The sequence below is a fragment of the Komagataeibacter xylinus genome, from assembly GCF_009834365.1.
Taxonomy (GTDB): Bacteria; Pseudomonadota; Alphaproteobacteria; order Acetobacterales; family Acetobacteraceae; genus Komagataeibacter; species Komagataeibacter xylinus_D.
This window is the reverse complement of the sequence record NZ_CP041348.1, coordinates 1,877,502-1,890,409: the sequence shown is the minus strand read 5'-3', so window position 1 is coordinate 1,890,409 and position 12,908 is coordinate 1,877,502. Positions and strand designations below refer to the sequence as shown.

The window sequence follows — 12,908 nt, the reverse complement described above, 5'->3', positions numbered from 1 at the left end:
CAAAACATGTCTGGTCTGCGCCCCATACCCGGCTGTCAGGCCGATGCGGAGGAGAAAACCCGTGCCGCAATGGCAGCATCAATGGCTGGCAGCCTGTGGCGCAACTGCACGATCATGCCATCGAGATCGGCATGGTCGGCCTTGTTCAGACGATAGAAGGGGCGCCGCAGGGCAGGTGTTTTCAGCACGCCACGACGAAACAGAACTTCCTTACGCACGGACAGCCCCACCCCGGGTTGCTGTTCGTAGCGGACAAGGGGAAGAAAGGCATCAAACAGGGCTTCAGCCGCTTCCCGCCGACCTGCTGATGCATTTTCAACCACACCGACCAGCATTTCGGGGTAGGCGAAGCCGGTCATGGCGCCATCAGCCCCGCGCGCCATTTCCTGTGGCAGGAAGAGACCGCCATTGCCTGTAAGGATCGAGATATGCCGCCCGCCATCATGTTCGAGCTGGCGGGTGGCCTGCAGCTTTGTCAGGCCAGGCCAGGCTTCATGCTTGAGCATGACGATCGACGGACAGTCCGCAATCAGGCGCCCGAGCACGCTGACCGGAATTTCCACACCCGTCGACAGGGGAAAGTCCTGCACCACGATGGGAATGTCGGGCCCGAGGAGATCAGCAACAGCGCGATAATAGTCATAGACTGCCGCATCATGCTTCAGCGTTGATGGCGGCGCGACCATTACCCCTGCCGCACCGGCCTGCATGGCATAGACCGCAAGCGCATGCAGCGGCGCAAAACCCGCTGCACTCACGCCCACCACAACCGGCACCCGACCATCAACCGCGCTCAGGACGCGGTCGATCATCAGGCGGGATTCTTCTGGCAGAAGCTTCTGTGCCTCTCCCATCATCCCCAGAATGGTAATACCGGACACCCCTGCATCAATATAGAAATTGACAAGAGCAGGAATGTTGTCTTCGCAGATACTGCCATCATTTTCCATTGGCGTAACGGAAATGGCAAATACGCCCTGCTCCTGACCGGTCAACAATTTAGCCACGATATTTTTCTTCCCAGTCTGAATTCCATGTTTTACCGGTCCGGCCATATCACACTACTGCCGACGCCCGGGCCGACAGTACTATCAGACCTCCAGCGGTGCCCGAGAAGGCGTGCATGAAACTGCGACAATCAGCCCGGCATCGCCAATGACGTGATGATACCGGTAATTGACGGGTAGGTAGATCGCATCGCCCGGCTTGAACATGCGCTCGCGCCCGTCGGACAGATCCTTCTGCTTTGACCAGCCATGCAGGCAGTACAGAACCACCTCATGTTCGCCATCACCTTCAACAATCGTGTCAAAAAAGGGCATATATGTGGTGATGTGGAACGAAAAAGAGGAACCCTGATGCTGTTTTGTAATCAGCCGATGGCTGAATTCACGCCCCTCATGCACCCATACCCGTTCAACATCTTCCTGTCGGCTCCACATGATCTTGTCGCCCATAGTGCTATCCTTTTTTTGCTATTGAGACCGTAAAAACTGTAATCGTTTCGAACGAGTTACGTCACCATATTACATCGCCAGATTGGCCTGCATATAGTAAAATCCACCATTCACGCCAATCTGTTCGGATGTGTAATCATACTTGTAAACACCGAGATAACGTGTATCCGTGGGAATTTCGCGGGGGTATTTGTTGAAAATATTGTTGGCACCCAGCGCCAGGCGGAGCTGCGGCGTCACCTTGTATCCGATCTGGATATTCGTCGCGAATTTGGGTGTATTCACGAATTCAAGGAACTGCGTGTTCGAATAGGCCAGCGGGCCAGATGTGTACTGCAACTGCGATGTGGTGGAACCATAGCGCAGTTCATGGATGGCAAGGTCAAACCGGCCATTATACCAGTGGCCACCAAAGATCAGCTTGTTCTTGGGGAAATAGGTGGAAAGATAGGCCATACCCTGCCGGTTCAGCAGCAAGTTGCCATTTTCGTCACTGTTGACGTGCGTTACGTCAGTGTTCTGCATGTTGAACGATGCATCCCACGTAATGTAGCCATAGCGGCCAACATTGGTGCGGTACTGCGCCGTTATGTCAACGCCGCGCGTGCGGGTATTGGCAGCATTCGAGAAATACTGCGCGCTGACATCAGCCGGAATCACGTTGTCCGACAACTGGATGCCCTGCGCCTTGAGCGCGTTTTCGGCTGTGGCGCCATTATAGTTGCCGCCAAGCACAATACGGTTCTTGATGGCAATCTGATAAGCATCGACGCTGATATGCAGATTTTTTACCGGATTGAGCAGGAAGCCTGCACTGAAATTGGTTGAGCGTTCAGGCTTGAGAGCCTTCGCCCCCAACATCTGCGCAGCCACCGTGTTGACCGCCAGAATACCCTGCGCACCAGTCGGCAGCACGCCAAGGCTGGTATAATGCTGTTCGGCCAGGTTGGGAGCACGGAACCCGTTGCTGATCGCACCACGCAGCGCAAAATACTTGTTAAAGTCATACCGGGTCGAGACTTTTCCTGTCTCGGTATTGCCCGAGTCAGTATAGTGCTCGACGCGACCGGCAAAATCGATCTGCCAGTTCTTCAGCAGGTAGGTGGAAGCATCGACATACCCGGCGGTCACGTCACGCCCGGCATGGGCAACGCTCAGCTGCGACAGGCCATCTTCCGATTCCGCACCAGCGCCGTAATAGGACGCAGGCTCACCTGCACCGACATTATAGGTCTCGTAACGGTACTGCGCGCCCATGGCAAAATTCACCGGCCCCGCCAGAACAGGAACCGCGAAGGAGCGATGGACGTCCAGCCCCGATGTCCACTGCGAGTCACTGAAGGACATCATGTGAAAGTTCTGGGGCGTGCTGTGCGTATCGTTATACAGGTCGACGTTAGCCGAACTGATCATGCCGATACTGTCATATTCCGCGCCATAGGTCGTGCTGAGATCCCAGCCCCAACCCCAGAAATCATGCCCCTTGATACCGGCAGCAACCTGGAAATCATTTGAGTTAAGCGTAATCTGCGGCGAGAAGCCTTCCGGGTAGACCTGGGGCAGCACAGAAGGCGTACGGTAGTTCTGGAACGACTGCCCATAACGGTGCCCGTATGTAGCAAACGAATAAAGCTGGATACGGGGCGTTATGTCATAGCCGGCATTGTATGAAATGGTTTCACGCGTGGAATTGGGATTGCCGACAAATTTATTGGCATACGTTCCCACACGATCATCTATACCGACACGGACCGTATGTGCCTGGTGCTTTACTTCCATGCCAAGGTTGAAGAAGCCCTTCTTTCCCAGCTTGAAGCCCATATTCAGGGTTTCACCGGTAGTAAAGCCGTCACCTTCCTCATACCCGCCATTGATGGCCTGCGCCGTGATGCCAGAGGATGACGTTTTTAGAATAATGTTGATCACACCGGCAATGGCGTCAGAACCATACAGTGCGGCAGCGCCGTCCTGCAGCACTTCGACATGGTCGATCGAGCTGAGCGGAATCATGTCCACGTCAACCGGGGTCGTGCCAGTCTGCGGCCCCATGTAATCCGCCACGATTGCAGTCGTGTGCCGCCGCTTGCCATTGACCAGCACAAGTGTCTGGTCCGCCGACAGGCTGCGCAGGCTCAGCGCATCAACCAGATTGGCATTACCACCCGCCATGTCCGGGCGCGTAATGGAGGGTGCGATCAATGTCAGGGCGTCACGCAGGTCGGACTGCCCCGTGGCACGCAGCTGCGCACCGCTTACAATCGTGACCGGGCTCATGCTGTGCCGGGCCGTCTGGTGCGGATCGCGCGTGCCCGTAACGATAATCTGTTCGTCTTCGCCGCCCGATGCGCCTTTTCCGTGCGCAAGCGTGGTACGACGTGCGGCCCCCTGCTGCGCTACCGCCGCCTTCGGGTTTTCAACCTGTCCTGCGGTTGCCACATGAGCATCTGCCGCCCACGCCCTGCTGCTGTCGATAATGGAACACAGGGATACGAGAGACACCGATCCTATAAGATACCTCTTCCAAACCATATCAATTCTCACTTTAGCCGGATTGTTGCGGTTAGGCGGCCATCACCTGGAGGATACCACGACACCTGGCCTTGATACGTCCACTGGTGTTTTACGTGATGTATCAGTAAATACACTACATCAAGTCAGGCCGGAGTCAACGAATTTTTGTTTCGATTCTGTTTTTATATTGACCCGACCGAGGCCGAAAAATTCAATATGAATTTATCGTTTTCTTTTTTCAAAAAAAGAAAAAATTACGCTAAGCTTTGCATACCAATCTGTTTTTAAACGTTTTTTTTGTTTGGAATTCTTTTGATATTCTTATTGCTATTCTCACTGATATTCTTATACGATCTCGAAATGAATTTGGGCACCAGTTCCAGATACCTTACGGAGAGTAGCGAATGATTCCTGGCCTGAGCGTGAATGTTTCCGACTGCTTTTCCCCTGATTATGGTACCGCTCGCAGACGCTTCCTCCAGCGTGCCGCCGATGCAGGTGCAGCCGTTACAACCTATGCCAACCCCAACAAGGGGCCCGGCGGGGAAGACCTTGCGACAGATGTCGCCTGGTTTGGTCCTGACGATGCTGAAAATGTACTTGTCATTGTATCCGCAACCCATGGTGTTGAGGGTTTCTGCGGTTCCGGCGCGCAGCTGGACTGGATCGCGCGCCGCGCCGACTACACCATTCCGCGCAATACAGCCCTTATGTTGGTACACGCGATCAATCCATATGGATTTGCATGGTTGCGCAGGACCACTGAAGAAGGCGTGGACCTGAATCGTAACAGTATTGATTTTGATACAACGCCCCTTCCCACCAATGAAGGTTACAGCCTGCTGGCTTCCGAGCTGGTCCCGCAGACGCTTGATGACGCGGCTTTCGATGCAGCGGACGAAAAACTGCAGGAATGGCGCGCGGCACATGGTGAAACCGCCTTCGAGACTGCACGCAGCTCCGGGCAGTACGACCATCCGGAAGGTATCTTTTATGGTGGCACCGCACCAACATGGTCCATGCAGACCATCGGAAAGATCTGCCAGGACTTTCGCCTTTCAGAACGCCGCTCCGTCGGTCTGATTGATTTCCATACCGGCCTTGGCCCCTATGGTTCCGGGGAGCCGATCTGTGGCCACAAACCCGGCACGCCAGGGCAGGCACGATGCCGGAAATGGTATGGAGACAGCCTGGGTGAACCGCTTCTGGGCAAATCATTCTCGCTGCCCATTGCAGGCCTGACACAATATGCGTGGGACCGTTGCATCGGGAACGACAGCCTGACATTCGTCGCCCTCGAATTCGGCACCTATGTGCCTGATATCGGTGCGCGCGCCCTGCGGGCCGAACACGTATATCACGCCTATTACCCGATGGACTGGAACAGCAGCGAGTGCCAGACGGTCAAGGCAGCCCTCCGCAAGTTCTATTACCCTGACACGCTGGACTGGAAAGAGCTGGTTATTGCGCGTGGGCGGCAGGTCATTCAGCAGGCGCTCTGCGGTCTGGCGCAGGAAAGCGAGGTATGAAGATGCAAGCCACATCCCATGATCTGGTCATCCGGGGCGATATCGTCCTGAGCGACCGCATCCTTCATGATGGCTGGATCGCCATCACCGGCGACACGGTCGTCGCCGTCGGCACGGGGGAGGCTCCCCCGGCCCGGGACTGCCATGACGCAACGGGGGACTATGTCATTCCCGGCGCGGTCGATGGCCAGACCCACGCCACCAGCTATGGCGGCCTGCCGGGCATTGAATCCACAACGCGCTCCGCCTGCGCGGGGGGCATCACCACGCTGGTGGACATGCCCTACGACAATCCCGCCCCCCTCAACAACCTTGAAAAGTTCAACGCCAAGAAAGAGGCGATCGAGCAGGTGTCGTATTGCGACATCGCCCTTTACGGCACCGTCCTGCCCGGACAGGGCACCGCCGACATGCGCCCCCTTGCCGAGGCCGGCGTCGTGGCCTTCAAGATCTCCAGCTTCCAGAGTGATCCCGTCCGCTTTCCCCGCCTGCCCGCAAGCGACATGCTCGAGATCCTGCGCGAGGCAAAGGCCATCAACCTGCCGGTCGGCCTGCATAACGAGGATCAGGAAATCGTCGAGGCGACCATCGCCTCCCTCAAGGCGCGGGGGCTGACAACGCCCGAGTGGCACGATCCCAGCCGCCCCATCGCCGCCGAGATCGCCGCAACGGCCGCCTTCCTGGCTCTCGGCGCCGATACGGGGGCCCATGTCCATATCGTCCATGCCTCCTGCAAGGCCGTGCTCGACCTCGTGGCCCATTACCGTGACATGGGCGCGCAGGCCACGGCGGAAGTCTGCTGTCATTACCTGCATTTCGAACCCGCCCAGGACATGCAGCGCCTCGGCGCGCGCATCAAGGTCAGCCCGCCCATCCGCACCCACATGCGCGAGACCATGTGGAACGAGTTCAGAAAAGACCGCATCGCCTTCATCTCGTCAGACCATTCCAGCTGGCCCCTGTCGCGCAAGCTGACGGACTCCATCTTCGATGCCGGCGCCGGCATTCCCGGCCTCGAAACCCTCGTCCCCTCCTTCTACACCGACCTGCAGGGCCAGGTCGAAACGCCCGTGCGCGCGCTGGTCGAGTATCTGTGCGAACGCCCCGCACGGTTCTTCGGCATCTGGCCACGCAAGGGCCAGATCGCACCCGGAGCCGATGCCGATATCGTCATCCTCAAAAAAGGCCCCGTGCGCTTCGATGAGGCCAAAACCCATGATGACCTCAACTGGAGCCCCTATCATGGCGAGACATTCGCCGTCTCCATCGCCGCAACATATGTCCGCGGCACAAGGGTCTGGGATGGAGATAACATCACCGCAAAGCCGGGCACGGGAACATATATCCCAAAAATGTTGTAAATGTGAAACATTCCTATACCCGCTACGGAAAATGGAATACTAGATAATGAAACCGCTTCCGTGAGGTCATGATGACAGTTCCTGCGATGCGTGCCTCCAACCTACGCAAACATCACGGCAAAACAGAAATTCTCAAAGGCATTTCACTGGATGTGATGGAAGGGGAGGTCCATGCGCTTATCGGTCCATCAGGGGCCGGGAAGTCAACATTCCTGCGCTGTATAAACCAGCTGGAAACATACCAGCATGGAAGCATAGAAGTGTTTGGCGAGCGTATTGGCGAGCGCGTGGACAATACCGGGCGCGCCCATGCCCTGCCAGACCGGCAGCTCTCGGCGCAGCGTTCGCATATCGGAATGGTTTTCCAGAAATTCAATCTGTTTTCTCATAAAACCGTGCTGGAAAACCTGATCGAGGCCCCTCTGGTCGTAAAGAAAATGCAGCGCGCGGAAGCCGTCGATCTTGCCATGGGCCTGCTGGAACAGGTCGGCCTGGCACAGCGTAGTACGGCTTTTCCACGGGAACTGTCCGGTGGCCAGCAGCAGCGCATAGCCATTGCGCGCGCCCTGGCGATGCAACCACGGCTGCTTTTGCTCGATGAACCAACCAGCGCGCTGGATCCTGAACTGGTGCGGGGCGTGGTTGAAATTATTGAAAAACTGCGGATGCAGAACCTGACGATGATTGTTGTGACACATGAAATGTCATTTACACAAAAAATTGCCGACAAGGTTGTGCTGATGGAAGATGGAACAATCGTTGATCAGGGGTCTCCTGAATACATATTCAGCCAGAGCACCCAGCCCCGTACCTGCATGTTCCTGAATTCAGTATAATATCTACATCTCACCTTCGTATCCTGCCGGTTATCCGGCGTCGGAGAATATCCAACATGAACGCACGATCCGCACCGTGGCTCCGCGCCGGTCAAATATTCTGCATGACGGTTTCAATGCTCGCGGCATCTGCGTTGCCGGGCATGGCACAGGACACATCTCCTGCTTCATCCGACCTGCATGCCCTCCTGCCCGACAGCATCAAGCAGTCAAAAGTCATTATGCTGGCCACGGATGCCCATCATCCGCCATGTGAATATTTTGGTGGCCCACATGGTGAGATGATCGGTTTTGAACCGGACCTATGGAATGAAATTGGAAAACGGCTTGGTGTTACCATCAAGCCCGTTTCCATTGATTTTGATGGGCTGATTCCAAGCATACAGAGCCAGCGCTTCGATATCGCCATGCAGTGCATTTCTGATTCCGCAGAGCGTGAAAAGCAGGTCCTGTTTGTCGATTACGGCTACGCCAGCACGCTGATCTTTGCCCTGGAATCCAATCAGACCATTTCCAGGGACCCGCTTTCCCTGTGCGGCATGAAAGCCGCGACCCAGATTGGCACTGATTTCAGCGCCTCGGTGGCGGATATTTCCCAGCGCTGCGTAGCCCAGGGGCGTTCTCCCATTGCGGCGTCACAATTCAATTCCACGGCCGCCGTGCTTCTGGCCCTCGGATCGGGACGGGTGGATTTTGTGCTTGATGATGGAGGAGCCGTAGAAGAAATACGCCAGGCATCCCGTCGTCCGATCAAGGTTCTTGATGTGGGCATTCCCAATCTTATGATTGGCGCCATCATGAAACCGGACAATACCAAGCTTGCCCAGAGCTGGCTGGCCGCACTGCAACAGATCCAGCAGGACGGCACCTATGACCAGATCATGAAAAAATGGCACACGGAAATGCTCAGCATGCCGCCGGTCATGAACGGGGCCACCAAAAACCAGAAAAGCCAGTGATTTAACTTCACGCGCGCATCAGTTACTCGCAATAGCGGAGTGTAGAGTTGAAATTGCCCCCTGCCGCACAAAAACATTCTCGGTTCCTGCAGACCCATCGCCACAACATCGTCATTACGCTCATAACGGTAGCTCTGGCGGCATCGGTGCTCAACTCGATGCGCAAGAACCCTAATTTCCAGTGGAATGTCGTCTGGGATTACCTGTTTGCGCCTGAAATACTCTCAGGTATCAACGTAACGCTGACCCTGACAGTCTTATCGCTCCTTTATGGTTTCGTTATCGGAACCATCGTGTCATTCATGAATGTTTACGGCAATGTGGCTGCCAGAGCGATCGCCAACATATATCTGTGGATATTCAGGGGAACACCCCAGCTGGTGCAGCTCCTGTTCTGGTATAATCTTGCTGTCCTTTACCCGACTTACGGGCTGCATATTCCTTTTACGCAACATTATATTTTACAGGGGTCAGTCAACGACCTCATTACTCCATTTTCTGCCGCCATACTGGGGCTTAGCCTGAATGAAGGCGCCTATATGGCTGAAATCATGCGCTCCGGCATTTCGTCCATAGACCTGGGGCAGATAGAAGCGGCCCGCTCACTGGGCATGACAAAATCACAGGTCATACGCCGGATTGTCTTTCCACAATCCCTGGCCATCATCATGCCCCCAATGGGTAACCAGGCGATCAGTGTATTGAAAACGACGTCGCTGGTCAGCGTCATTTCCATGTCGGACCTTCTGTATTCAGCCCAGAACATTTATTCACGCAATTTCCAGACAATTCCTCTGCTGATTGTTGTCTGTATCTGGTACCTGGCGCTGACAAGCATTGTTGGTGTTCTTCAGAGCCTGATGGAAAAATTTATCGCAAAAAGAATATGAGGATCGGCCCGGACGGCAGCGGGTTGGGATATGACCCAGCGCCTCCCCGGGTCTTGCCAAACAGAGCCGTCCCCGCCCCGTGATGGCGCGGGAATGGCTCTTTATTCATGTTGGCTGCACGCAGGCTTTGCGCTCCCGCGTTCATTACAGGTTCTTTTTTCCATCACTCACATCCAGCAGGATAGATGAGCTCTCTGCCCACGGCGCTCCGTGGCGTGACAGGTCTGGAATGATGGCATGGTCGCCGACCTGCCCTGCATGTTCTTCATCATGCTTATGGGCGCCTGCCACCAGACACGACAAATCATCATACATTCGCACATGCATCAAACCATCCGGTCATTCTGGACAAACGCCCTGTCAGCCCAACCCGCTAATCCGGTAAGGCAACAGGGCTCTTTTTTGTCTGGTAAGTCGTCCACATCTGCCAGAAGCGTTTTGCAAAAGCCTGCTTACGACGGTGCCCAGAAATCAAAAGACGTTCCGGGAGAGGCTTTTATCAAAAAGCATCCGCTAACACCGCCTGTCCTGAAACAGGACTGCACCTGAAAATTGCATTGTTCCAGGATACTGTTCTGAAAAGCAGACGAAAAGCACAGTCTTCGTCACATGTTCACGTACCGGACAGTCATGGTGCCAACGACAGCCCGTTGGCTGCCCTTCCGTATGCCCTGCATCTGACACCAGGATGGCACACGAAAAGAGCAGACCGATATCACCTCATCACAAAACAGCTTTCTTCATGAATGCGATGATGATGTTTTTTTAAAACGTAGCATCGACACGTCCATAGTAATACCCGCCAGCAAAGCCGATACCTGCTGCATTGATGTCATAAGGGTAGGCGCCAAGATAGTTGTTCCAGGCAGGAACCTTGCGTGGCCTTACGTTGAAGATGTTGTTGGCACCAACGCTAACATGGATCATGGGTGTTACATGGTATCCAATCTGAAGGTCCGTCGTCCACAAAGGTGTATTCTTGAACTGGTTGAAGCATGTCGTGGAATACTGGAGGGCCTGCCCACCACATGTCAGCCCCGCCGGGGTCTGGTCCTGATACGAAAGCAGGGAAACCGTCTCGCCATAACGGGTCTGGCGGACATTGATGTCCCATTTCCCTACCGTCCAGTAAGCATTCAGGATGATCTTGCTCCGCGGCGCGGCAGATTCCAGATAGGCTTTGTTCTGGGCATTCAGGAATGGATTACCGAAGGAATCCGTATTGATGTGATTGACACGTGTCCTGTTTAGATTCAGCCCCATCGACAGCATCAGTCGACCCATGGTACGGAAACGGAAAGTATAATCGGACTGTATGTCCAGCCCCTGCGTGCGCGTGCTGCCAACGTTTGCGAAGTAATTCGCACTGACATCCGATATTGTGGCGGAACTGGGTACCGTGCCACCCATCTCATTGATTCCGCTGAGCGCCGGCGCCCCGTTTACTGCAAGGCTTCCAAATATACGATCACGGATATCGATCTGGTACACATCCGCGGAAACATGCCACCCTTTGATGGGTTCAACAATAATCCCGCCTTCCACGTTTGTGGAACGCTCCGGTTTAAGGCGCGAAGCCCCCAGGCTCCTTGCAGCCGCGCTGTCCGCTCCCAATACCGCACTTGCACCGGTGGGGGAAAGATTCAGGGCACTATAGTGTTCTTCCGCCAGTGTAGGCGCACGGAATCCGTTGCTGATGGTCGCCCGTAGCGCGACCCGTCTGGTAATGTCATAACGGGTCGATATCTTGCCGTTTTCTGTATTGTTGACATCGGTATAATGTTCAAACCGGCCAGCAAAATCCAGATCCCAATGGGGCAGGAGATGAAAATCGGCATCAACGTAACCGGCCCAGACATCGCGCTGCCACTGGCCCGCATTCTGCGGCATGAGGCCGGCATAGGCCGCCGTACCACCCCCTGCATAGGAAGCATATTCGCCAGCGCCAAGGTTATATGTTTCAAGACGGTGCTCCGCCCCGAAAGCCAGCAGCACCGGCACGGTATTCGCAATACGGAACTGCCGGCGCATGTCGAAATTATTGGTCCACTGGGCCAGGCGGGATGTCGAGGCATGTACCTTGCGCGGACTTGCACCAGTCGACTCCAGAAGACTGGAATTGATGGTATTCTTGTTCCCCAGCTTGTCTTCATCCGCACCGTATGTCGTGCTCAGATCCCAGTTGAAGCCGAAGAAATTCTGCCCCTTGAGCCCTAATGTGGCGGCATAGTCGTTTTCTTCAATCGTTTCGATTGGGGAAAAACCATTGGGCGCATAGGTGGGGGCCACGGAAGGCAGGCGATAGTTCTGATAGCCTTCGGCATGACGGTGGGCATAGGTGATCAATCCATAACCCTGGATATCCTTCGTCAGGTCCTGCCCGAATTTTATCGACAGGTTTTCCCGGGTTTCCTCGGGCGTGCTGGCCACCTTGTTGGAATTCTGCGGTACGTTGAACCCGCCATATTCCGCATTGCCCGGTATGGTCCTGACATCATGCGTATTCACCACCATATGGTCGGTATGGTAAACCTGCCCGCTCAGGAACAGATAGCCATTATGGCCCCATGACAGCCCGCCATCGGCACCCACCTGATAATTCCACCCATCGCCCGTATAGGCGTTGGCTCCGGTCTGGGTGCTGAGATGAATGCCCTGTGGCTTTTTCTTGAGGATGATATTGACCACACCCGCAATCGCATCCGACCCATACAGGGCCGCAGCGCCATCACGTAGAATTTCTATATGATCAATGGCATTGGCGGGAATCATGTTCAGGTCAACAGGGGTCGATCCCTGCTGCGGCCCGGTATCCACCACAATATTGGCCGTCGTATGCCGACGTTTGCCATCCACCAGCACCAGGACTTCATCCGGGTTCAGTCCCCGCATGCGAATGGATGATGTCAGGGAGTTTGTATCATTGCCCATCGTCTGGGTTGTAATGGACGGATCAACCCGGGTGATTTCATCCGCGAGGTTCATCTGGCCCGAGCGTTGGAGCGTGGCCGCCGAAAGCACGGTAACCGGACTGGTGGCATCACGCGCGCGGTTATTTACGGAGCGTGTTCCGGTAACGATAAGCGTTTCCGCTTCCGACCCGTTTCTGGCAGGTGTACTGGCCTTGTAGGCCCCTGCCGCCTTTGGGGATTGCTGGGTTTTCAGGTTACTTGTGGTCGTTGCCTCCTGTGCGTGAGCAGGGACGGAAATGGACAGGCACGAACCGATAACCAGGTCCGTAACCCCTAGAGCGAAGAGTAATCTGTGACGGAACATACAGGTCTCCCCCTGGAAGTTATCCGGTTTTCAGAGATATCAGTAATATCTTACTGATGGCACCACAGATATCCTACACGATACCGAAA

At 55.1% G+C, this 12,908-nt stretch carries 10 protein-coding genes; 6 read left to right on the top strand and 4 right to left on the bottom strand.

Going from position 1 to position 12,908, the window contains the following annotated elements:
- Positions 1 to 35 precede the first annotated feature (35 nt).
- From FMA36_RS09020 to FMA36_RS09010, 3 genes are all read right to left on the bottom strand, one after another.
- Positions 36 to 1,007, bottom strand: coding sequence for a dihydrodipicolinate synthase family protein (locus tag FMA36_RS09020; protein ID WP_240906312.1), 972 nt, complete (start codon positions 1,005 to 1,007; stop codon positions 36 to 38).
- 84 nt (positions 1,008 to 1,091) lie between these two features.
- A complete protein-coding gene (locus FMA36_RS09015) occupies positions 1,092 to 1,457 on the bottom strand; it encodes an ectoine synthase (RefSeq protein WP_159262054.1) in 366 nt (121 codons plus the stop codon).
- 69 nt (positions 1,458 to 1,526) lie between these two features.
- Positions 1,527 to 3,956 (bottom strand): TonB-dependent receptor plug domain-containing protein, encoded by a 2,430-nt coding sequence (locus tag FMA36_RS09010; RefSeq protein ID WP_159262053.1) that lies wholly within the window; start codon positions 3,954 to 3,956, stop codon positions 1,527 to 1,529.
- 416 nt (positions 3,957 to 4,372) lie between these two features.
- Here FMA36_RS09010 and FMA36_RS09005 point away from each other — a divergent pair, with 416 nt between their 5' ends.
- The 6 genes from FMA36_RS09005 (at position 4,373) to FMA36_RS08980 (ending at position 10,092) form a co-directional block, all read left to right on the top strand.
- A complete protein-coding gene (locus tag FMA36_RS09005; RefSeq protein WP_159262052.1) occupies positions 4,373 to 5,497 on the top strand; it encodes a M14 family metallopeptidase in 1,125 nt (374 codons plus the stop codon).
- On the top strand, positions 5,494 to 6,858 hold the full coding sequence (locus tag FMA36_RS09000) for a dihydroorotase (RefSeq protein ID WP_206065063.1): 1,365 nt from the start codon (positions 5,494 to 5,496) through the stop codon (positions 6,856 to 6,858). The genes FMA36_RS09005 and FMA36_RS09000 overlap by 4 nt, the downstream gene beginning before the upstream one ends.
- A 68-nt stretch (positions 6,859 to 6,926) precedes the next feature.
- Complete coding sequence (locus FMA36_RS08995; protein ID WP_240906311.1) at positions 6,927 to 7,694, top strand: amino acid ABC transporter ATP-binding protein; 768 nt, start codon at positions 6,927 to 6,929, stop codon at positions 7,692 to 7,694.
- A 56-nt stretch (positions 7,695 to 7,750) separates the two neighbouring features.
- Positions 7,751 to 8,653 (top strand): ABC transporter substrate-binding protein, encoded by a 903-nt coding sequence (locus FMA36_RS08990; protein WP_159262051.1) that lies wholly within the window; start codon positions 7,751 to 7,753, stop codon positions 8,651 to 8,653.
- 47 nt (positions 8,654 to 8,700) lie between these two features.
- Positions 8,701 to 9,543 (top strand): amino acid ABC transporter permease, encoded by an 843-nt coding sequence (locus FMA36_RS08985; RefSeq protein WP_159262050.1) that lies wholly within the window; start codon positions 8,701 to 8,703, stop codon positions 9,541 to 9,543.
- Between the two features lie 237 nt (positions 9,544 to 9,780).
- Entirely contained in the window at positions 9,781 to 10,092 is a 312-nt protein-coding gene (locus FMA36_RS08980; protein ID WP_159262049.1) for a hypothetical protein, read from the top strand.
- 216 nt (positions 10,093 to 10,308) lie between these two features.
- Here the strand turns inward: FMA36_RS08980 and FMA36_RS08975 are convergent, their stop codons facing one another.
- Complete coding sequence (locus tag FMA36_RS08975) at positions 10,309 to 12,819, bottom strand: TonB-dependent receptor plug domain-containing protein (RefSeq protein WP_159262048.1); 2,511 nt, start codon at positions 12,817 to 12,819, stop codon at positions 10,309 to 10,311.
- Positions 12,820 to 12,908 lie beyond the last annotated feature (89 nt).